This is a genomic window from Salinisphaera sp. G21_0 (assembly GCF_017744115.1).
Classification (GTDB): domain Bacteria; phylum Pseudomonadota; class Gammaproteobacteria; order Pseudomonadales; family Endozoicomonadaceae; genus Endozoicomonas.
In genome coordinates this window covers 1-21,510 of sequence record NZ_JAGHQW010000077.1, presented here as the reverse complement: position 1 = coordinate 21,510, position 21,510 = coordinate 1, and the positions used below count along the sequence as shown (strand labels likewise).

The window sequence follows — 21,510 nt, the reverse complement described above, 5'->3', positions numbered from 1 at the left end:
AAAATTGGGCTTGTTTCATTGAAAGACTTATGGATCAGGTTTCACCATCATTGTTGAACCGCCCGGTGCGGACCCGCATGCCGGGTGCTGTGGGGAGGGTTGGAGAAAGACCAGCCCTTACCCGATTGACCGGACACCAGTCCTTCGTGGTCAGAGACGCCTTTTGCTTTCAGATCGTGAAAGTGCCACTTCTCGGTAATCAGTTTTTCATCTACGGCACTGTTGATCAGTTTTTGCCACTGGCTCTCCAGGGTGTTCTTGTGCATCTTTTGTCCCGGTGACATCTGAATACCTTTTTTGGCCGGGACGTTGGGCGCTCCAAACACATACTCAAACTTGGCACCGTTGTTGTAATCATCGAGGGTTTGCAGAGCTTTTCTCAGTCGTGGAGTCCAGAGCGTGATTTCATCCAGTGAGCCTTTTCCCCGTTTTAGCTGTATGCCTTTTTGCAACAGCTGATCCCGATTCATATTGATCAGTTCAGATCGTCGAGCCCGACAGATATAGGCAAACTCCATCATCGCTTTCCAATAAGGATTGGCAAGATAGTAAACACAGGCATACTCTTCATCGCTGACGTACACATCCTGCCGGTTCGGTCTTGGCAGGGCTTCACAATCCAGCGATGGGTTGGGTGGTACGCCCTCCAGGTGACTTCTGCCCCAGCTCCAGGCACTGGAGATTAACTTGCGGGCAACGGCCACGGCTCCCAGCTTGTCTGAAAACTTTTCATAGAACCGGTTCAGTGAAGGCGGCGTGATCAGGGCAAGAGGCACATTGCCGAACGAACCATAGCCTTCGACGGAAAACTTTTTCACCTTGGGGGTATAAAGCTTTTTGTTGTACTGCCAGTCTTTGCTTTGGCTTTTGAACTTTCTGGACTGAAGGTATTCATCCAGCAGCCAGCCCAGGGTCTGGTCAGAATTTTTTTCCAGCAGCTCGATGGCCATGTAAAGTTTGGACATACTCATCGTGTCCGGACCCAGAACGATTTCAGCGCCATACACATTCTTTTGGCCGACACGACCATGGTAGGGTTTATAAACGAAACGCCCCTTGCAGCGATAAACGCCTTCCGGCAAGTGGGCATTTTCTTTATTGCGTGGTCTTCCCATCAATACTGCTCCTATAGGAATTTGAGTGTTTGTTTTTTGGGTTGTTGCGGTTCAGTGCCAATCAGTGGCTGGTTAATGGCGGCGTAGGTGGTGACCACTTCGCCATTACGTCCGTAGTAAAACGGTATCCGGTTTTGCACCATCCATTTGACCAGTGCCGCTTTTTGCTTAATGCCTGACCATGCCATCAGGTCAGGCTGGGAAATCAGCGCATCCATGTCGCACGCCCGTTAAAAGAATTTCAGAATGTCGTACCCCAAAACCGGCTGGGCATTACTGGTGGTCAGTCGCTTACTGTTGCGGTTGTGGAATAAGGTTTCCGTGGGGTCGTACATCAGGCCGAACTGCCAGCCTTTATCGGTAAGCAGGTACTTGCCTCTTTTACCCTGACCGGTCCATTTGATGAGCCGGTGTTTTTCCAGTACCTCCACCACATGCTGACGGCTGCGACCAATAAATTCGCCCAGCTCTACCAGTGAGAAGTAATCGTCCAGTTCGTAGCGGTTGCGTTTGCGCTTTTGTTTTCTTTGCGCAGGCTCATCATCGCTATCAGATCCAACCACCGCAGGATCAGCGTAGCGGCAATCCTGATCGCTCGATTCAGTTTTGGATTCATCGGGGATAGCAGGTTGCAAGCGGTTCAGTACGGTCTGATACCATTTCACCTGCTTTACTGGCGCACCACTGTTATGGGCTTTTCCGGTATCAAGGATTTCACACAGAGGCTGGCCCTGATCGGTGGGTACCCACAGGCTATCGATTTTGATTTGAAGTCCTGCCGCTTCCAGCAACCTGTTCACCTGCCGAGGATCTTGAGGCGGTGTCATCATCTGACCCAGCTGGGTTGGGGTAAACGTCATGGCCTGAACCGGTGCTACCAGTTGCTTCTGGCCCATGGCTTCTAAAGGTGAGAAACCGATCTGGCTTTTCAGTAATCGGTCAGCGGAGAGCAGTTTCTGGTTTCCGGAAAAACCCAGTGCCTCGACAAATGCCATGGCTCTCAGTGAGGTGGCCATATTTATTTCGAGCAACGCCTGAGGTGTGGATAACTCGGGTTGATAGATTCCGGGCTTATTCAATGCTGTGATATTGTCGCGACGGGAGAGCAGCTTTTCATGTTTATCGTCAATCGCTTCCTGCCTGGCCTTTTTTCCTTCGGTGGTCATGGCTGCCAGAAGTACATGGTTAGCGGCATTGATTGTGAAGTGATAAACCTTGCCCGGCCTGCCTCCGATACTTTTCCGAAACGATTCGGAAAAGTCTTTTCCCGCAATAAATCCATGCCGGCTAATCTGCTTATGGAGAGAATCCGTTGGGTCTTTGATGCTCAGCCCGCATATTTGTAATAACTGTTTACCTTCTACCTTTTCATCCTGAACAATGCCGGCCCGACGGATTTTCAGTTCTGCCTGCTCAAGAGTGGTGATATTGGTGCTCATGGTGGTCTTGGTGCTATGCATGTTTTACTGTCCTTGTTGTGTAATCCATCCTGTGGATAAAAAGTCAGTGCAGTTGCTCAGGCGTGACCAGCGAGTCAGTGTTTGACTCATGCCGATCCATGGCCTCCTGAATGACATAGTGACGAAGGATCATTTCCTGTTCTTCAATTTCCCGGATACTGGGGTTGTCAGGCAGTGTCATGTTCAGCAATGCGTTCATGGCTATCCGGAACAGGCAGTTGCTGCAGATGCTCTTGCCATTCAGTGTCTGGAAATAGTCAGTACTGATATTGGCCTGGGCACTTCTTCTGGCTCTCAGCTCTTCGGCGATCAGCTGATCTTCACTGTCAGAAGATCGGGCGAGACCACTAATGGCCAGGCTCAGGGAGATATCTTCCAGTGTTAGTTTGGGCATCCTTGCCTCCTTAAAATGGAATTGAACTGTCGTATTCATCGTACTGCTCGTAATGGCTCTGGCCGGGCTGCTGTGTTGCGCCATTACGGGCATTGGCATACTGGTTTTGTGATGCCCTTTGCTGTGGCTGGGTTTGAGTCTGCTGAGGTTGTTGGTTGTTGGGGTTCTTTTCCAGGAACAGCAGTTTGCCATTGAAGCCGTTGTGCACGACTTCCGTCTGGTAACGATCCTGGCCGTTCTGGTCCTGCCATTTTCGGGTCTGGAGCTGGCCTTCGATCATGACTCTGTGGCCTTTGGCCAGATATTGAGCCGCCAGTTCAGCGGTCTTGCCATACAGCACAACACGATGCCAGTCGGTGCGGGTCTGTTTCTGGCCGTCTTTTTTCCAGCTCTCTTCGGTGGCCAGGGAAAGGATGGTGACGGCATCACCATTGGCTGTGGCTTTGCAGTCCGGGTCTCTGCCCAGTCTGCCAATCAGGGTGACACGATTCATGGATGCGACCATCAGGCGGTCTCCTTTTCTTCTTGTAGTGACAGTTGTTGAGCGGGGGTAATTAGCCCGGCGCGGCGGATGATCAGTTCGATGCGGTATTCATTGCCATGGCGATCATAGCGGTAGCAGTCTAGTGAGCCTTTTCCAAGCCACTTTTCCATGCTGTAAATGTCGTCGGTCAGGATTTCCTCGGTGACTTCACCATCGGTATAGAGCAGGTCGGGCTGCTCTTCGTTTTTTTCTGGTGCTGTGGCTGGTGCGCGTTCTGGTTCCGCTTTCGGTTCATTAGCCGCCAGATTCTGTTGGGCTTCCTGATTGAGGCGCATTTCAATAATGGCCATGAGGTCCGGTGGTTCCTTATGCAACAGGGTATCCAGATCGGGAAACAGGTAGTCTTTGTCATTAGCCATTTTCCGGAACAACGCCAGATTATTTTTCACCGCTTGTGCTTGCTGCTTCTGCTCAATTCGAGCCTGTGCCAGCCGGTTATTTACAGCTGACTGCATACTGGATACGTTCTTCTTGCTCTTGATGACTTCCTGAAAGTCGATGGCCGTGATCACGGCGGCGATCCAGCCCGGGGTGAGTTCAACATTGATGGCCTGACGTTCTTTTTCCAGTGTGGTGACAGCTTTCAGCACCATGCTGTCTTTTATATGCTGCTTTTGATGTTTGACCTGCTTGTCCAGTGACTTGCGTTTGCTGGCCATGGCAACGGTGAGGTGGTCGATGCGGGTAAATAGTTCAGCGATTTCCGGCACCTGGGCAAGTGCGGCTTCTTTGCCGTCCTTCAGTTTCTTTTCCGTCTTTTTGAAAAACTTCACCGCCGATTCGGCGTCAGCAAAATCCTGATCGCTGACCAGTTCGGATTTCACTGAATCAATGCGGTGGTGGATCTGCTCTTCAAGTTGGGGCAGATTGGAGTGATTAACCTGACCGTTAAGTTGGATAACCAGGGCGGTAGTATCCTGAATAAGCTCGCCTTCCAGCACCGGTGAGGACACTGGAGGTTCAAAGCTGTGCAGATCTTCCTGAAACTGCTTCCATCCAGCGATCAGGGCTTCACGACGATAGTCTTGGGATTCATAGTAAACATGGCGTAGATTGGCGGAGGTACCATCGGAGCAAACAAACAGTACCCGTTCGGCACCACTGACCAGTAGCTGTTGTTCCAACTGCCAGTAATAGGCAGGCTCAATGCCTTCCCCTTCGATCTGGGCTACCAGCTTTTCATTCCAGAGCTTGTGCTCAAATATCAGGTCTTCCATCATGGTTAGCCCGTCGAAGCTGGCCAGCAGGGGTAGACCGTCGATGGTGGTTGCACCCGTGGCCGGAAACAGATCCGCGCCGACAATCTTTTCCGCCAGTGGTCGTGCCTCTGCTTCAGCCTGATGTCCGGCATCGAATTTTTTTTGCTGGAATTCGTTTACCTCTGGGGTACTGCCGGTTTTCTTCTGGTGCAGCAGTTGGTCCCGGCTTATAAACGGACTGTCGCCCATCATGGCCGGTGCCTCGCTGGCGGTGAAATAGTTCTGGCGCAGGGCGAGCCATTCAGGCGTCCCCTGTTGAATATCGAGAATGTCCATTTAATGGCCTCGTGGTTGGATGGCTTTCAGTTGTTGTACTTGCTGCGGGGTGGGTGGAGCTTTGGATTTGATTTTGCGAATAATGCGATCTGCACTCTGTTTACCGGACTCAATGGATGCCCGCCACTCCGATAAATGGCGCTGGAAGTCTGCATCGGGGTAGTGGGCCTGAGTCTGTGGTTGGGTATCTCCATTCATATCGGGCACATAACCATCGGTGTCATCATCGGTGCAGGCTACCCCAAGAATCCCAACCAGAGTCTGACGTTTCAGATAGGTCACGGTAGAACCGATCTGCTGCAGGGGACTTTTATTGCCGGTGTTATCCACAGGGCCGGTGGCGGTGTTACAGATGGAGTGGCCAGATACATGACCCAGATTGCAGGTGATCGTGATAGATGGTCCGTTCTGCTGTTGCTCAAACCAATAACTCAGGCCGTACCGGTGAAGAACCGGCTGAACCGCAGCAACCACATCATCAATAGAGGCATAGGAGTACTCCATACGGCCGCCACTTTTAGTATTGAAAGCAGCACTCTTGCTTTTCTTCACTACCGGCATTTCCTGCTGAAAGCGGGCAAAAGCTTCATTGAACTGCTGTCGTGCAACAATGGACTGGCTCTGTTCATACAGGCTCATCACCCGTTCCAGCGTGTCGATGCTGGCATTCTGGGCAATGGCTGACTGCATGATCTGGCCCACTTCCGACAGTGCGGAGGACTCAGGTTTATCCACAGGCAACACTTCTGTGGATTCAATCAGTTCGGTTTTCTTTTTAGCTGGCATGGCGAAGGGCCTCGTCCCGGTGAATACGGTTTCTGACGGCCAGCACCTGGTCAGCAATTTCCATGCGAAAACTCTTTTCCAGGGCACTAGACAGTGAGCGGTGCAGTTCGCACCATGCCCGGAAATCAACGATCAGGGCGTCCTCTGTTGTTGGATCTTTACGCCATGCGGCAATTTCATCCCTGATGACCCGGTAGATCTGGAGCACGGTCATATCCGGCGTGATGTTGCTGGCGATCCGGTCTTTCAGGATGCAGACCTTGCCGTAGTCGTAGGTGTACTGGTTGATGTTCAGCCAGTCGCTGATACCCGTGACGACGGGTTCTTCTAGCCGGTTTATCGCTTCAGTATTTATCTCATTAACCACGGCAATAACCTCGCTTGCTCGCATAGTTGATAATGTCCCAGCCGGAAAGGCGGGAGTTTTCGTCGTTGCAGTCATGTACCAGCTGCTTTACTGCCAGCCAGCGCAGGCCCTGCATGGGGTGGAATTCTTCGGTGAGCAGGAACTGAAGGAAGGTAAGGGGTGTGAAGGACTGGAAGCCGCTGACCTTGAGCATGGACTGTTGTTGTAGCTGGTTCAGGAATTCAGTTTCCAGGTGTTCGAGTTGTAACTCGACGTAATCTTCAAAGATTTCTGCGGCATCGATGGCTGCCAGGTATTTATCGATGTCATGGGATACTGCGTCCATTGATGCTCCGTTTATTGTCTTATTGGTTAGATATTTTTATTTAAATGATAAACGTAGTGCGTTACAAATAAAACGCAATTTAAAGTTTCTATCTAAAGTTTAAATGTATTAGATTTAATCAATCGTAAGGCGTTTGATCTCGATAACTGGCGCATCGTTATGGAAGAAAGATTAGAAAACTGTTTGGTTCGGGTGCCGATAGCGGTGCGAAATAAACTGTCGGGCGTTACAAATGCCGGGAGTCATGTCGTGATTATCAACGGTGAGCCCGTGGGGAAAGGCCGCCCCAGGTTTACCCGTTCAGGCCGTTGCTATACGCCAAGGCAGACGTTAGAGGCTGAACAGGCGGTGAGGTCAGCGGTGATTCGCCAGTATGCCGGGTCACCATTGCCTGGTGCTCTGGCAGTAGAACTGCTGGCTATCAGTCAGATTCCAAAAAGCTGGAGCGGAAAAAGGCAGAAGGCGGCCAGGGATGGAGAGCTTCGGCCAGGCCGGAAGCCGGACTTTGATAATCTTGTCAAGCTTTACTGCGATGCCCTGAACGGCGTTCTCTGGGAGGATGACAAGCAGATTGTCGATGGCCGCTGCATCAAAGTGTACGGCGAGCGGCCAGGGGTGATGTTGTGGTTCTGGCCGGTATGATCAGCGTTTCATGGTAACGCTGTAGCCAATAACTGAACCCCGGTAAATCGCCATGATGTCTCCTTCATGGTTGAAGTTCAGGTTCTGGTACATGGGGTTGATGACACGCAGGTGGTGCAGCCCCGGCTCAATCTGTCGCCACAGGCGCAGCACCATATTACCGTTATGTTCTACCAGGATGATGGAGCCCTGCACCGGCTGCTGTTCCGTATCAATCTGAACCCGGGCACCCTCAGGAATGGCCAGGATATCCCCACGGCTTGGGTCCAGCAGCGTATCGTTATCCAGCAGTACGACAAAACTTTTCTCACCGGTGGACTCCACGATACGGATGGCTGAGCTGGCTATGTCGCTTAACTCATCCTGCTTTGTTGCATATTTGTTGAGCAGGTCTGCCACCTGATCCATACGGATTTCCGGCAGGTGGTGACCGGGCAGGGTGTCTCTGCCGGTTTCCAGCCAGTTGAGGCTGACCTGCAGGACATCGGCCAGTCGCATTTTCTGCTCCAGCTTGGGTTCCCGCTGGTTATTCATCCAAAAGCTGACCGTTGTCCGGCTAACGCCAATCCGTTCGGCAATCTGGGCGTTGTTGAGTCCGTGTTCCCTGGCTTTTAGATTGGCCCGGTCTACCCAGGTTTCGGTGGTCAGGGTTTCAGTGGTCACGGCACGGCTCCTTGTTGCTGTTATTGATGTTGGTGTTGTTAACCATCATAAGACAAATTCCCTGGCGGATAGAATTCCGGGGGTTTGCATTCTGTTACTCAGGCCGTTTTATCTGTATCGAATTGTTGTAAATACACGTTCGTATGGTAACGTTTGTGATTCTGGATAAATAAAAAGCAAACGGAGTGATCGCTATGCATCAAAATAATATCCCATCCCTCTGCACCATTCCTCAGCCAGTCATACCGGATTGTTTGCATGGAGTAAGATCATGACCGAGAACCCTGGTGAGAACCATCAAGACCCCCTTCTTTGGCATGAAACCCACTGGCCGGTGGCCGGACAGGAGCAGGATCAGTTGTTGCCGGAAGCCTTCTATCTGGACTTGGTGGCCGATTGTCCGGATGTTGATGTAGAGGCTGAACTCAACAATGCCCGTGCCTATATGGACCGCAAGTTTGACTATGCGCCCACCTGGCCGCAGCTGTTCAATTTCCTGCTGAACTGGATGCAGCGTAACCAGAAACGCAACTTACGAATTAAGCGTTGGCTGGGAGGGGCGCAATGAAAGAATTTGGCAAAGTATCCTCCGGCTTCTGGATCAGTGATGACATTCAGGCACTGTCTGACCAGGCCAAACTGCTGGCTCTTTATCTGTTGACCACTGGGCACGGAAACCTGATTGGCATCTTCAGGATGCCAAAAGGCTATATGGCGGCAGACCTTGGCTGGGAAGAGCCGAGCGTTGAACGAGCGATTGCCGAGCTAACGGCGAGCGGTTTCCTGTTGGCCTCCGACCAGTGCAAGTACATCTGCATTCCGCAGTTTATGGAACACAATCCTGTGGACAATATCACCCAGATTGATGCCCGGCTGAAGCTGCTGGTGAAACTGCCGCAGATGTTGCTGGAAGACTTGCCCGGAGTGATACCCGTTATCGAAAGGGCGGTTGCGAAAGCCAGTGATTACAAGGGCTCGAGGCAAACCGAAGCGTTGTTGGAAAACGCTCGGAAGATGCTCGGCAAGTGCTCGGCAGAATCTCGCCTAGAGAATAAGAGAAATAGAGAAGAAGAGAATAAGAGAAAAAAGACTTACAAGACATATGTGCAGTCTGACGACCGCACGACCCCCAGGACGGGGGAAGTGCCACGAAGTGTCGGGAGCACGACTGGTACGACCCCCGAGACGGGGGAAGAGCCATCAAGTGCCGGTAGCACGATTGGTACGACAGGGCAGTCCGGCCCAATAACTCAAAAAGCTTCGGAAAAACCGGATGATTTGTCAGCAGACTTTGAGCAGTGGTGGACAGCCTACCCAAGGCGGGAAGGCAAGAAGGGCTACAAGCAGAAAACCTTCAACAAGTACCGGAAACTGATCCGGCAAGAGGGCTTCACCTCTGATCAACTGCTGGCCAACCTGGCAGCCTACCATCGCTACTGTGACGAAACCGGAACCACTGGCACCCAGTACGTGATGACCACGGAACCCTACCTGAACAACCCTGACAACCTGATGAATCCATGGACGGTGAATCATGCAGCACGACAACGAACGGCTGACAGACCCAGCGTACTTGACCAATTCCTCGAAGCCAACGCAGAACACTACGCCCCCGAGCCAGCCACAGGGTACGCCCCCCAAGGAGGGGGGAAGTGCCGCAGAGTGCAGGAGCGCGAACGGTATCACCCCGAAGCAGATTGCGGACCTGTTTGGGACCATGATCGGCCTGTACGGGGCGAAGTGGACACGGGAGCACGGGCTGGCGGATCGGACGGGGCAATGGCTGGACACCCTGGGCGACCTGCATCCGAATCAGCTGGCGTTGGGCATTCGCCGGGTGAAGCGGGAGGGGAGCGACTGGCCACCCTCGGCTCCGGAGTTTCGCCGGCTGTGCCAGCCGAAACCGGAGGATTTAGGGCTGCCACCGATGGCGAAGGCGTGGCAGGAAGCCAATGACGGATCCCGTTCCCCAAACCATCACTGCTGGAGTCATCGTGCAGTGTACCTGGCTGGGCGGGAGGCAGGCTGGCATGAATTGCACACTGCTGGCTCACCACAGGAATGCCGCGACGTGAAGGTGAAATTTGCCAGTGCTTATCAGGCATTGACCAACAGAGCCTTGAATGGCGAACCATTAGAAGACCAGTTGTCCATCGAGCACCAGTTCGACCCGGCCATTCACTCGAATCAGCTGGTGAGGGAGAGTATGGCTGAACAGGGCATTGACCCGTTGGATGGACAGGGTGCGCGGCAGAAACTGATGGGAATGTACAGATGAATGGGCTCAGGGATGGTGTCTGGCTGGCGGTGGTCTGGATTGTGCTGGTGATGGTGCTTTGCTGGCACTTTGTGGAGGCGATCTGATGGCGGAGCTGGCATTGCAGAAGGTCTCGGCGCAGATGTTGGTGCCGGTATCGGACGATGACCAGTTATTTGTGCAGCAGCTGAAGACCGGACAGGTGATTCGGGCAGAGTTTCGTAAAGCCCGTAACCCCTACTTTCACCGCAAGTTCTTTGCCCTGTTGAAGTTGGGATTTGATCACTTTGAGCCACAGCCGTGCCGCATGGAAGGAACCGACCAGTGGTTCACGCCGGAGAAAAACTTCGATGAGTTCCGTCGCTGGGTGACGGTGAAGGCTGGATTTTACGATGTGACCGGATACCCGGATGGAGGCGTTCGGGTCCGTGCCCGAAGCCTGAAGTTTGCCAGCATGAGTCAGGAGGCGTTTGAACAGATGTACTCCACGGCGGTAGATGTGTTGCTGGAATTTGTGTTGCATCCGGAGCGGGGTTGGAGTCGTCAGAAAGTGGACCATCTGATGGAACGGATTATTAACTTTGCGTAACAGCATGGGAGGGAATCCATGAGATACCTGTCGTTATTTTCGGGGATTGAAGCGGCGACTGTTGCCTGGCATCCGTTAGGGTGGACGCCGGTAGGATTTGCCGAAATCGAACCGTTTCCCTGTGCAGTGCTGAAGCACCACTACCCCGATGTACCCAACCTTGGCAGCGTGACGGATATCACGGAAGCCATGATCCGCAAACTCGGCCCCATTGATCTGGTGGTGTTTGGCAGCCCTTGCCAGGATCTGTCGGTGGCTGGCAAACGAAAAGGATTTGACGGTGAACGATCAGGACTCTTCTTCGCAGCAATACAGATTATTCGGTGGGCCAGAAAACACGGCAACTGCCGGTTCGCTCTGTGGGAAAACGTACCCGGCGCTTTCAGCAGTAACCAGGGCCAGGACTTTGCTGAAGTACTGCGACTACTTACTGGCACTGAGCAGTCATGTGCAGAAAAGTGGCGCTACGCTGGAGTTTCATTCGGTAAGGAAGGGCTTGTTGAATGGCGGGTGTGTGATGCTCAATTTTATGGAGTACCCCAACGTCGTCGAAGGGTCTTTGCTTTGGCAGATTTTGGAGACTGGACCTGTCGGGAGCCGATTCTATTTGAGTCCGAGAGCTTGCTCCGGGATTCTGAACCGGGCGCAGAAACGCGGGAAGACCCTACCGCTAAAGTTGGAACAGGCATTGAAGCAGGTGGCCTCAAGGGAAATCTGAGTGCTTACGATATGACGGCCTTTGGTCAGTATGGTCCTGGTAAAACATCCTCGACGTTAAAGCAGCGAGATTACAAGGATGCCACAGATCTGGTGGTGTTTGAGCCCGGTGCCATGTCACGGCTGGGTGGCCACTGGTCATCGGAGTTATCACCCTGCCTTCGTGCCCATATGGGCGATAACCATCCGACCATTGCCTTCAATCCGAAGGACGACCCGGTTCATTCCGAAACCGTGGTCATGACGTTACAGGCTCAGGGTAATGGTTTGAGTGCCGCAGTGGCGATACCGATTCATGATCAGGCCACCCGACATTCTGGCAAAAGAGGCGAGTACCAAGACGGGAAAGGCAATGGCCTGGGCATCGGACAACCTGGCGACCCGATGAACACGCTGACAGCGGGAGATAAACACGCAGTTGCCAGTACCTCCGGGAGTGAAGCCGAGTTAGCCATACGACGATTAACTCCGCTCGAATGTGAAAGATTACAGGGTTTTCCTGATGGTTACAGTGCCATCCCCTGGAAGAATAAGCCAGCTGAGGAATGCCCTGATGGCCCAAGGTACAAGGCCCTTGGTAACTCTATGGCTGTTCCGGTTATGCGCTGGATTGGAAATCGTATCCAGACCGCTCTGAATTAGGAGGCTGCCATGTACTTTTCCCTGGAGCCAGCCCTGATGCGCATCTTCGGAACACCGGAACTGATGATGAAAACCGCGAGCTGGCAGCAGGATATCAATGCAGGTTATCGCAAGACAGCGGTTGCTCCAGAGCATCGGAGTACCAGAGATGAACGACTGGGTGATGATGGTATTCGAAAGGGAGACCTGCGGGAAAGAATGCAGCAGGAACACTTTGCCATTTTGACGATTCGGTATGACGATAATCAGGCGAACCGTTCCAATGCATGGTTACGGGTGACTCATATTTTCAGGAGCGATGAACGGCTACCCAAAGCGATCCGAAAAAATCCGGTGATGCTTTCTCTTTATCTGATGTGGCTATTGCAGCATCCTGATATGCAGCAGAAGAAAGGCAAAGTTGAGATAACCGGAAAAAGCCGTAAGACTCTTTATCGCTGGCGTATTGCCTGTGAGGAAGTGTGCAATGAATGGATCCGGTGGTCAGAAGATCAGGCTGAGGAATTACTGGAAAAGGCAGGAGCTATCAAATATGAAAACTGAAGCCTTGACTAAAAATGACCCAGAAAGTACGGTAAAAGCTCATGTTGGGAAAGTTCCAGATAACGCACTTTCCATCGCTTGAATCTTTCAAAGTAACCCGGCCCTGATTGCCGGGTTTTCTTTTTTATCCCTCCAAACTGAACCACTATAAAAAAGGGGCTTCATGTTTCACTTTTCCGCTTCGTCCAGGCGACATTTGTCGACTTGTGATGAGCGGCTTCAGCGTGTCTTCAGGAAAGTAATTGAGCATTACGATTGCACGATTATTTGTGGTCATCGGGGTAAGGCTGCACAGATGCTGGCGTTTGAAAATGGTCAGTCGGAGTTGCAGTGGCCAGATAGTAATCACAATGAGCTGCCCAGCAAGGCTGTGGATGTAATGGCTTATCCCTTGGACTGGTTTGATTATCAGCGATCTGCGCACTTTGCCGGTTATGTGTTGGGGGTTGCTGAGGTTATGGGCATCAAGCTGCGTTGGGGTGGTGACTGGGATAGGGATGGTCAGCTGAAAGATCATCGGTTTAAGGATTACCCGCACTTTGAGCTGGTGGATGATTAACCTGAACCCAATGGCTGGAATTGCCAAAGCGCTGATGGGTGGGCTTGATGGCTTGTTCACGTCTGATGAAGAGCGAGCCAAAGCTGAATTGTCTTTGAGTCACCAGTTACAGCAGCCTCATATTCTTCAGGCATTGGCCAATATCGAAGGAGCAAAGCATCCATCGGTATTTGTGTCTGGTTGGCGGCCTGCCCTTGGTTGGCTCTGTGTGTTGATTCTTGCCTGGACCTGGATTGTTCGGGATCTGGTCATCATTGGTTTGATGCTTGTGGATAAGTCAGAAGTGGTTCAGCAGTTACCCACAGCCGACACCAGTACCGTGATTACTTTGCTGCTTTGTTTGCTGGGCTTGGGAGGTGCTCGAACGCTGGAGAAACTGAAAGGTGTTGCCAGGAGATAGCTATGGGTGATGAAGACCGCTTCAACCGTATAGAGCAAAAGCTGGATGGCATTACCCAGATCCTGCAGACCTTGGCCAAGCACGATGAGCGGATGGTGAACCTGGCACTGCGAGAAAAACGCAGTGAGGAACGGCTGGATGCTATCGAAAAATCGGTACTGAAAAACTCGACCATCAGCAGTGTGATTCAGTGGATTGCTGCGACCACCACGGCAGGCATTATCGCTTTTGCTATCAAACAGTTTCTCTAATCATGGCTAATCACAGTAAATACACTCCTGAGATGTGCGAGCAGGTGAAGGAGTTGATGAGCACAGGCCTGAGCAGGAAAGCTACCGCTACGGAAATGGGGATCAGCTATAACACGTTTCTGTCGTACATCGATAGGTATGAGGAATTTGCTGAAGCTGTAGCTCAGGCGGATGTGCTGGCAGAGGTGTTTTGGGAAGAGAAATACATGCAGGGAGCACTGGGTATGAACAAGGATGTTTCCCCTGCCATGCTGATTATGTATATGAAAAACCGTTACCACTGGCGGGATCGCCATGAGCAGACCGTGGTGGCGGAAAAGATACCGACGCTGGATGAATGGCTGGAAGAAAAGGACGGGTAACGCCAGCCCGGGAACGGCTGTTGACTGAGTTTCAGTTCTACGCCAGCAAGTGCCTGAAGATCCGCACCAAGAATGCCAGGGTGATTCCCTTTCAGTTGAACAAGGCTCAGCTCTATCTGGATAGCCGGATTGAGGATCAGCGTCAACGTACCGGCAAGGTAAGAATTGTGGTGCTAAAGGGCAGGCAGCAGGGCTGCTCCACCTATACTGAAGGCCGGTTTTACTGGCTGGTGAGCAATCGCAAGGGATTAAGGGCCTATATCTTGACCCATGAGGCTGATGCCACCGCCAATTTGTTTGATATGGTGCAGCGGTATCATGAAAATCAGCCACCGTTTACCCAGAGGGAACTGAAAAACAAAAGCTCCAAGTTACTGGAATTTTTCCATGACTCCGGGTATCGGGTGGGTACCGCTGGTAATAAGGGAGCCGGACGTTCATCCACAGCACAACTATTCCACGGATCGGAAGTGGCGTTCTGGCCCAATGCAGATGAACACCTGGCGGGTGTATTACAGGCAGTACCCAATGAAAATAATACCGAAGTTATTCTGGAGAGCACTGCTAACGGCGTCGGTGGTGTGTTTTATGATTATGTTATGGACGCTGATGCTGGGCGCGGTGATTTTGAACTGGTGTTTATACCTTGGTTCTGGCAGGACGAGTGCCGTACCAAAGTCCCGGACGACTTCACGACAGACACCGACGAACGATACCTGAAGCAGGCTTATGACCTGGATGACGAACAGCTTCAGTGGCGCCGCCAGAAGATTTATGAGCTGAAGTCGGAAGACAAGTTCAAACAGGAATACCCCTGCAATATTCAGGAGGCGTTTCTCTTCTCTGGTCGACCGGTATTTGATCCTAAGCATACCGAAGCAGCTAAACAGGAATGTTATTCGTCCAAGTGGCAGTGTGAGCTGACACCTAATGGTTTAAACCGGAAGAAACCAGGGCTGCTGAAAATCTGGTACCCAGTGGAGGGGAGTCAGCAGTATGTGATCGGCTGCGATGTGGCGGAAGGATTGGCGCCGATCAATGACAAACACAAGCATGGCGATTATTCATCCATCGACGTATTGGACCGTTCTGGTTATCAAGTTGCCCACTGGTCTGGCCATGTGGCACCGGACGACTTGGGGAAGATGCTGAATCACTTGGGGCGCTATTACAACAATGCCTTGATCGGCGTAGAAAGAAACAACCACGGTCTGACCACCATCTCCAAACTGAAAGACCTGAAATACCCCAATCTCTATATGGAAACTACGGTGGATCAGCGCACCCAGAAACGCACTAAACGGATTGGCTGGCTTACTACGACCAAATCAAAACCATTAATGATTGATCATCTGGCTGCATTGCTCAGGGATGGCGATGCGGGGATCTGCAGCGTAGAGACGGTAAAGGAGTGCCAGACCTACGTGATTGAAGACAACGGTGCCACTAATGCCCAGGAAGGTTGCTTCGATGATCGGGTGATCAGTTATGCCATCGCCCAGCAGATGGTTCTGAAGTTGCCCCGCAGGAAGATCAATATCAATGAGCTGAAATATAGGGCTCCAGGGAAATCGGCATACTGATGGAACGGACAATCATTCTTTTTACTCAGCAGGTGGTGGGGAGCTGGCCAGCCATTATGGCCGGTCATCGTTTTGAGTGGCAGCGACGCAGAGGCAAGAAGGTCAGGTAATGGAGCACGGACTGGTGATGGTTGCCACCCCGGATGAGGTGACTCAGGCAGAACTGGACAACGAGCGTCGTGAACAAGCGGTACGTGATGCCTTTGCTTCAGATCTCTACAGCCGTTGGCAGGGTTATCGGGAAGCACGACGGGAAGTGGAAGACGAGTGGCTGGATGCGCTGCGGGCGGTAAAGGGTGAATACGGTCCCGAGCAAGAAAAGGTGATGGAAGAGCAGCAGGCCTTGAGCCGGGTGTTTATCAAGATCACTGCCACCAAAGTCAATGCTGCCTACTCCCGACTTATTGATCTGCTGTTTCAGAATGTGGATAGCTTCTGGGATATTGTTCCCAGTCCACTGTCTGATATTCCCGCGTCCATTAAGCAGCAGATCCGGATGATGGCAATTCAGGAGCTGTTGCCTTATAGACTTGATCCCCGAACCCGAAACCAACTCATCCAGGAACGTAACGATGAAATGGAGCGGGAACTGCTGGCGGAAGCATTGGAAAAGGCCAATACCGCTGCCATGAAGATGAAGCGGTTAATCAAGGACTACCTGATCAATGCCAACGCACTCACCGAAATCAAAAAAATGGTTCGTGAGCAGGTAACCCTGGGAACTGGCTGCATCAAGGTAGCGACTCTGAATATTCGGAATCATGAGAAGTGGGAAAGTGAAGGTGATGAATGGAAACTCAACGAGCATCAGAGCATCGAGCCGGATATTGAATGGGCCAGTGTCTTTGACCTATTCCCCGATCCCTATTCCCATGATCCCGGCAAACCAAATGATCTGTTTCGACGCCATGTGCTGACCAAACATGAGTTCAGAGAATTAGCAGGCAGCCCTGGTTTTGAGACCGATACCATTCACGCCATTCTGATGGAGTCTCCCCAGGGAAACCATGTACCCGAAGATTACGAACGGGAACTGCGCAATATCAACAACAATGATGAGCAGTATGTTACACCCCAGCGCTTTGATGTGCTGGAGTACTGGGGGCCGGTGGATGGCCATCAGCTGATGGAGTATGGCGTTACCGATATTGATGAACAGGCAGAGTACCAGGCCAATATCTGGATCTGCGATGGCCGGATGATTATGGCCAGACTCAACCCACTGAAACCGGAAGCGATCCCCTACAAGTTTGTTCCCTATGAAAGTGTGCTGCACCGGTTCTGGGGCATCGGCATCCCCTATATGATGAACGACAGTCAGGATGTAATGAACTCCACTGGCAGAGCCCTGCTGGATAACGCAGCCCTGACCGCTGGCCCCATGTTCCAGATGGATGTGAGCAAATTTCCGGAAGGCATGAGCCTCGAAGATGCCAAGAAAATCTATCCCTATCGACTCTGGTTTTATGATGGAGAGGCCGGAGAAGGCCCGATGATTCAGGCCATCAATATCCAGAGCAACCAGAAGGATCTGTCTGGCATCTTTGAAATGTTCCGGAGGTTTGCGGATGAAGAAACATCGCTCCCCAGTTATACCCACGGTGAACAGACTCAGAGCCTGAACAAAACCGCCAGCGGCATGAGCATGCTGATGACCGCTGCCAACGTGGCTCTGAAAAGCGTGGTGAAAAATATAGACGACTACGCAACTGTTCCCCTGATCGACAGTCTGTTTAATTTCGCTATGCGTTGGAGTGATAGCGAAGATGCCAAGCGGGGTGATCTGGATGTGGTGGCCATGGGCAGTGCTGCGCTGGTTGCCAAAGAGCTGCAGTCAGAACGGATGATGAATGCTCTGAACGTCAGTATGAATCCGGTGTTGGGTCCCATGACTGACCATCGCTATCTGTATAACGAATACCTGAAATCCCTGGATATTGATCCGGATAAAGCCCTGAGACCCGAGGAAGAACTCTATGCCCAATCCCATGCACCTGAAGTCGCAGGAAGCGGAAGCCGTTCTGACGGTGAGCAATCGTCCGGAGTACGAATTGGTGGAAGAGTATCTTCTGCGCCGACGCAAGTTGCTGCTGGAGAAACTGGCAACGTGCCAGGATTCAACCAATTTGCGCGTCCTGCAGGGTAGAGTGCAGGAGTTGGATGACATTATCGCCTTGCAGCTCAGGGCAGCGACGTATTTGAAACAGCAGTAAAAACTAATCCGCTTCGGCGGTTTTTTTATGCCCAGGGATGGGCGGTATGCCGGTAACGCATGGAGCGGTTACCGGTGAATGCCTGAAATATGTGGATAAGCCCAGGCCCCACAAGATCAGGCTAAACCAGATGTGGACAAGCCTCAGCGCCCCACAGGGAGAGTGAAGATGGCCATTGATGCCGAAAAGCTGGATCAGGAAACGGATGCCGAACTGGCAGCCTTGATGGGTCTGAAAACGGAAGCCCCTGCAGCTTTTGCACAGCAAGAAGACGAGCAGGACAAGCAGACCGACCAGAACCCGCCCGCTGATGAGTTACCCCCGCCACCTGCACCGGAGCCGGAAGCTATTGACCAAGAGTCAGAGCCGCCTGCCCCCACATCTCGTGAAGAGAGCGGTGAAGACTGGCAGGACAAGTACACCAAGGCGGAAGAGTCCCGCAAGAATGCTCATGCACTGATGACTCGGGCGACGCAAAAAGCCGCTGATCTGGAGCGCAGCAATATGGAGCTTCAGCAACAGATGGCTTTGCTGCAGGCCAAAGTGGACCTGCTCAGTCAGCAGAGTCTGAGTCAGCCGAACCAACCCAATAGTGAACCAGAGCCGTCTGATCAGTTTCAGGAACTCCGTAAGGACTATCAGGAGCTGGACCCGGTGTTTAACAAGCTGGATGAGTCGGAACAGCTCAACCGGAAACTGGAGCAGCGGCTGGTGGCTATTGAGAAGGCACGGCAGGAGCAGGAGGCGGAGCAGGCCCGGCAGGCATTCTGGAGCAAGTTGCGCAGTCTTCATCCTGACGTGGAGCAGCTCTCTGCCAGTGAGGACTTTAAAGGCTGGTTTGCACGACAAACGGCTGATGTTCAGGAGTTGAGTCGTGTTAGCCCATTGGGGGCAGCGCAGGTCATGAGTCTCTATAAAGAGGCTGCCGGTCTGAATAAGCCTGCGCCCAAACCTGCACCTGATCCAGCGCAAAAAATGCAGCAGGCAAAACAGATGAGCGAACCGCCAGTGCGGTCCCGCTCAACACCGACCACTCAGGGTCGTCAACCCGCTATGACACTGGAACAGATAGCGGCCATGCCGCAGAAAGAGTTTGATGCCAACGAGGAAAAACTCGATGAGGTTCTGGCCCAGTGGATTAAGCAGGGAGGTCGGCTCTAACCGTTTCTCGAAAGAGATTCAAAGGATCTGAATCATGGCAACGACCACGTTTCCGAAAGTTGAAACAATATAATTTACTCAACACAGGATTATTGATACGTTAAAAACAACGAGAGGTCATTATGGAACAACAAATACAATGTTATTCATATAACAGGATATCGACCATTGGGGTGCAAAGAAGGGGTGATGGTATCCCAAGACAGTTGCGTCTGAGCCATGAATTTGCTGAACAAAAAGGCTGGGTAATGAATACCGATTTCAGCCTGATCGATATTGGAAAGTCGGCATATCATGGCAGGAATCTGGATGACAACGCTGCCCTTGGTCAATTTATTCATGCCCTGGAAAATGGATTAATTCAAAAGCCGGCAGTTCTGCTGATTGAAAGTCTGGATCGATTGAGCCGGGAGCGAATACCAAAAGCATTGCAGTTGTTCCTGACCATTATTAACTATGGCGTTTCTATTTGTACTCATTTTGATGGTCAGATTTTTAGCGAAGACCGGGTGCAAACCGATCCCTCTCCGTTAATGCTGGCAATTTGTATTATGGCCAGAGCCCATGAAGAAAGTGCAACCAAGTCAAGGCGGAAAAAAGAGAGCTGGAAGAAAGCCAGGGAAAAAATTAAAAACGGCATCATTGCTCATAATGCGCATTCCGGAGCATTCGGCCACCCATTCCACTAACATCCGGCCACTGATTCCGGAAGTATCCGGCCACCAATTCCGGAAACATCCGGCCACCCCCCATTGGAGAGCAGCGACGCATCGGTTTGCAGCTTAGGACGTAGGTTCGGACTTCGCCAGTTTTGCTTGTTTCTTGCGCAGTGACTCACCCTTTAAAGGAACGCGGTGAGCGTTATGAATCAGCCGGTCCAGAATCGCATCTGCCAGTGTTGGATCACCGATCAGTTCATGCCAGTGATCAACCGGCATCTGGCTGGTAATCAGCGTGCTCTTGAGGTTGTGCCGGTCTTCAAACAGCTCCAGCAAATCTCGCCTCTGACTCTCGTTTAAGGGGGCAAGCCCCCAGTCATCCAGAAGGAGCAGGTCGGTTTTGGCCACCGTCGTCATGATCTTCAGGTAACGACCATCAGCACGGGCAAGGCTCAGGTCCTGAAGCAGTCTTGGCAGCCTCTGGTACTGGACTGTATAACCATCACGGCAGGCTTTCTGTGCCAGGGCACAGGCCAGCCAGGTTTTACCAACCCCGGTTGGTCCGGTGATAATGACGTTTTGATGATCCTTTATCCAGCCACTGCCCAGTAACTGTTGAAACTGCTCACGCTTGAGACCGCGAGGGTGGCGGAAGTCAATGTCTTCCATACAGGCATGCTGCCTTAGTCGTGCATTTTTTAAACGGGTTTTCAAGCGCCGGTTATCACGGACAGTCATTTCCCGATCAACCATCAGCCCCAACCGTTCATCAAACGACATTTGTTCTATGTCTGGACTGTTTAATTGCTCATTAAGTGCTTCATACATGCCGGATAGTTTCAGCGTTTGCAGTTTTTCTAATGTTGGATTCAATAACATGGTTCTGGTTCCTTTCTCTATTATTCGTGATGGATTAGTTGAAGTAGTCAGAGCCACGAAGGTTCTCATGATGATCCGGCAATGCAGGTTCCGGTTCCAGTTGCGGCAGCGGTTGTTGATCCAGGTTGTGCTTCAGGATTGATTCGAGACTGCGATAAGAGCAGGCATCAGTATACAGTGCACGACGACAGGCGTTTTCAAGGCGGGCACCACCATAACTTTTTCCCAGCCTCATGATGCCAAGGCAGCTGCGATAACCCTGTTGCGGATAGCGACGGTCTGAGAGGATTCGTCGTATCACTGCTTCTGTTTCAGGCCCTGTTTGGGCAGCCCAGTTCTGGAGTCTCTCAGGTGTCCACTCGGCATGCTGTCTGTGCTTTTCCGGCATGTGTTCAGGCTGAGTGCTATACCGGCCTTTCTGGTACAACCGTTGATGACTGGCGACCCGTTTACCCTGGTAAAAGCACTCAACCGTATTCTGGGTGAAGCGAACAGAGAGTTGCTTTTTGGCCAGTTGGTAAGGCACGGAGTAGTAATGGCCGTCTACTGACACATGGTAATCAATGTGTACCCGGGCCTCTATCCACTCAGCGTATTGATAACGCTCTGCAGGTAAAGGCTTGAGTGCCGGTTTGTCCAGCTCCTCAAACAGTGAACGACGACTACCTTGTAGTTTCTGGAACGGTTTGTTATTCAGCTCATCCAGCAGGCTTCGAATCGCTTTGTTCAGTGCCGGTAGGGTAAAGAATGTCTGGTTACGCAGGCTGGCCAGTATCCAGCGTTCGACCACCTGTACGGCAGATTCAACCTTGGCCTTATCCTGAGGTTTCCTGACCCGGGCGGGAACAACGGCTACCTGATAAT

The 21,510-nt window shown here is 51.9% G+C and carries 27 protein-coding genes; 15 read left to right on the top strand and 12 right to left on the bottom strand.

The annotated features are described in order from the left end of the window. Nucleotides 1-47: 47 nt before the first annotated feature. Genes J7439_RS22995 through J7439_RS22955 form a run of 9 tightly spaced genes read right to left on the bottom strand, consistent with a single transcriptional unit; the run spans nt 48 to nt 6,526 of the window. Entirely contained in the window at nt 48-1,115 is a 1,068-nt protein-coding gene (locus J7439_RS22995) for a tyrosine-type recombinase/integrase (RefSeq protein WP_209204391.1), read from the bottom strand. An 11-nt stretch (nt 1,116-1,126) separates the two neighbouring features. Beyond that, the gene (locus tag J7439_RS22990; RefSeq protein WP_209204390.1) at nt 1,127-1,333 is read right to left on the bottom strand and encodes a DUF4224 domain-containing protein; all 207 of its coding nucleotides are present in this window, start codon (nt 1,331-1,333) and stop codon (nt 1,127-1,129) included. A gap of 12 nt (nt 1,334-1,345) precedes the next feature. Further along, nucleotides 1,346-2,575, bottom strand: a complete 1,230-nt coding sequence (locus J7439_RS22985) for a hypothetical protein (RefSeq protein ID WP_209204389.1) — start codon at nt 2,573-2,575, stop codon at nt 1,346-1,348. Between the two features lie 43 nt (nt 2,576-2,618). Further along, nucleotides 2,619-2,969 (bottom strand): hypothetical protein, encoded by a 351-nt coding sequence (locus J7439_RS22980; protein WP_209204388.1) that lies wholly within the window; start codon nt 2,967-2,969, stop codon nt 2,619-2,621. Nucleotides 2,970-2,979: 10 nt separating this feature from the next. Further along, nucleotides 2,980-3,477, bottom strand: a complete 498-nt coding sequence (locus tag J7439_RS22975; protein WP_502950439.1) for a single-stranded DNA-binding protein — start codon at nt 3,475-3,477, stop codon at nt 2,980-2,982. Beyond that, the gene (locus J7439_RS22970; protein ID WP_209204386.1) at nt 3,474-5,048 is read right to left on the bottom strand and encodes a YqaJ viral recombinase family protein; all 1,575 of its coding nucleotides are present in this window, start codon (nt 5,046-5,048) and stop codon (nt 3,474-3,476) included. Before J7439_RS22970 ends, J7439_RS22975 begins: the two co-directional genes overlap by 4 nt. Then, entirely contained in the window at nt 5,049-5,834 is a 786-nt protein-coding gene (locus J7439_RS22965; RefSeq protein ID WP_209204385.1) for an ERF family protein, read from the bottom strand. It lies immediately after the preceding gene. Further along, complete coding sequence (locus J7439_RS22960) at nt 5,824-6,225, bottom strand: hypothetical protein (protein WP_209204384.1); 402 nt, start codon at nt 6,223-6,225, stop codon at nt 5,824-5,826. Before J7439_RS22960 ends, J7439_RS22965 begins: the two co-directional genes overlap by 11 nt. After that, complete coding sequence (locus J7439_RS22955; RefSeq protein WP_209204383.1) at nt 6,194-6,526, bottom strand: hypothetical protein; 333 nt, start codon at nt 6,524-6,526, stop codon at nt 6,194-6,196. Before J7439_RS22955 ends, J7439_RS22960 begins: the two co-directional genes overlap by 32 nt. Nucleotides 6,527-6,685: 159 nt before the next feature. On the opposite strand from J7439_RS22955, the gene J7439_RS22950 reads away from it, so the two are divergent. Next, on the top strand, nt 6,686-7,168 hold the full coding sequence (locus J7439_RS22950; protein WP_209204382.1) for a RusA family crossover junction endodeoxyribonuclease: 483 nt from the start codon (nt 6,686-6,688) through the stop codon (nt 7,166-7,168). Here the strand turns inward: J7439_RS22950 and J7439_RS22945 are convergent, their stop codons facing one another. Next, the gene (locus J7439_RS22945; protein WP_209204381.1) at nt 7,169-7,831 is read right to left on the bottom strand and encodes a helix-turn-helix domain-containing protein; all 663 of its coding nucleotides are present in this window, start codon (nt 7,829-7,831) and stop codon (nt 7,169-7,171) included. Between the two features lie 271 nt (nt 7,832-8,102). Here J7439_RS22945 and J7439_RS22940 point away from each other — a divergent pair, with 271 nt between their 5' ends. The 14 genes from J7439_RS22940 (at nt 8,103) to J7439_RS22880 (ending at nt 19,797) form a co-directional block, all read left to right on the top strand. Further along, nucleotides 8,103-8,399, top strand: coding sequence for a hypothetical protein (locus tag J7439_RS22940; protein WP_209204380.1), 297 nt, complete (start codon nt 8,103-8,105; stop codon nt 8,397-8,399). Then, nucleotides 8,396-9,787 carry a hypothetical protein gene (locus J7439_RS27330; RefSeq protein ID WP_353623110.1) on the top strand — a complete coding sequence of 464 codons (1,392 nt, stop codon included), beginning with the start codon at nt 8,396-8,398 and terminating at the stop codon, nt 9,785-9,787. Before J7439_RS22940 ends, J7439_RS27330 begins: the two co-directional genes overlap by 4 nt. Then, nucleotides 9,669-10,109, top strand: coding sequence for a hypothetical protein (locus tag J7439_RS22935; RefSeq protein WP_353623109.1), 441 nt, complete (start codon nt 9,669-9,671; stop codon nt 10,107-10,109). The genes J7439_RS27330 and J7439_RS22935 overlap by 119 nt, the downstream gene beginning before the upstream one ends. Nucleotides 10,110-10,194: 85 nt before the next feature. After that, nucleotides 10,195-10,677 (top strand): DUF1367 family protein, encoded by a 483-nt coding sequence (locus J7439_RS22930; RefSeq protein WP_209204378.1) that lies wholly within the window; start codon nt 10,195-10,197, stop codon nt 10,675-10,677. Between the two features lie 18 nt (nt 10,678-10,695). Further along, entirely contained in the window at nt 10,696-12,036 is a 1,341-nt protein-coding gene (locus tag J7439_RS22925) for a DNA cytosine methyltransferase (RefSeq protein WP_209204377.1), read from the top strand. 9 nt (nt 12,037-12,045) lie between these two features. Further along, entirely contained in the window at nt 12,046-12,579 is a 534-nt protein-coding gene (locus J7439_RS22920) for a hypothetical protein (protein ID WP_209204376.1), read from the top strand. Between the two features lie 163 nt (nt 12,580-12,742). Then, nucleotides 12,743-13,138 carry a M15 family metallopeptidase domain-containing protein gene (locus tag J7439_RS22915; RefSeq protein WP_209204375.1) on the top strand — a complete coding sequence of 132 codons (396 nt, stop codon included), beginning with the start codon at nt 12,743-12,745 and terminating at the stop codon, nt 13,136-13,138. A 10-nt stretch (nt 13,139-13,148) separates the two neighbouring features. Then, nucleotides 13,149-13,538 carry a 3TM-type holin gene (locus J7439_RS22910; protein WP_209204374.1) on the top strand — a complete coding sequence of 130 codons (390 nt, stop codon included), beginning with the start codon at nt 13,149-13,151 and terminating at the stop codon, nt 13,536-13,538. Nucleotides 13,539-13,540: 2 nt separating this feature from the next. After that, on the top strand, nt 13,541-13,789 hold the full coding sequence (locus J7439_RS22905) for a hypothetical protein (RefSeq protein ID WP_209204373.1): 249 nt from the start codon (nt 13,541-13,543) through the stop codon (nt 13,787-13,789). A 2-nt stretch (nt 13,790-13,791) separates the two neighbouring features. Then, complete coding sequence (locus tag J7439_RS22900; RefSeq protein ID WP_209204372.1) at nt 13,792-14,151, top strand: hypothetical protein; 360 nt, start codon at nt 13,792-13,794, stop codon at nt 14,149-14,151. Beyond that, on the top strand, nt 14,127-15,734 hold the full coding sequence (locus J7439_RS22895) for a terminase large subunit (protein WP_209204371.1): 1,608 nt from the start codon (nt 14,127-14,129) through the stop codon (nt 15,732-15,734). The genes J7439_RS22900 and J7439_RS22895 overlap by 25 nt, the downstream gene beginning before the upstream one ends. Before the next feature lie 109 nt (nt 15,735-15,843). After that, nucleotides 15,844-17,880 carry a portal protein gene (locus J7439_RS22890; protein WP_209204370.1) on the top strand — a complete coding sequence of 679 codons (2,037 nt, stop codon included), beginning with the start codon at nt 15,844-15,846 and terminating at the stop codon, nt 17,878-17,880. Between the two features lie 235 nt (nt 17,881-18,115). Further along, on the top strand, nt 18,116-19,108 hold the full coding sequence (locus tag J7439_RS22885) for a hypothetical protein (RefSeq protein WP_209204369.1): 993 nt from the start codon (nt 18,116-18,118) through the stop codon (nt 19,106-19,108). A gap of 122 nt (nt 19,109-19,230) precedes the next feature. Continuing rightward, on the top strand, nt 19,231-19,797 hold the full coding sequence (locus J7439_RS22880; protein WP_286198491.1) for a recombinase family protein: 567 nt from the start codon (nt 19,231-19,233) through the stop codon (nt 19,795-19,797). A 93-nt stretch (nt 19,798-19,890) separates the two neighbouring features. Here J7439_RS22880 and istB read toward each other — a convergent pair whose 3' ends face one another. Both istB and J7439_RS22870 read right to left on the bottom strand, forming a co-directional pair. Further along, nucleotides 19,891-20,646 carry an IS21-like element helper ATPase IstB gene (istB, locus tag J7439_RS22875; RefSeq protein WP_209204367.1) on the bottom strand — a complete coding sequence of 252 codons (756 nt, stop codon included), beginning with the start codon at nt 20,644-20,646 and terminating at the stop codon, nt 19,891-19,893. Nucleotides 20,647-20,680: 34 nt separating this feature from the next. Then, nucleotides 20,681-21,510: Mu transposase domain-containing protein (locus J7439_RS22870; RefSeq protein ID WP_209204366.1), on the bottom strand; the 830-nt coding region annotated here is incomplete at its 5' end.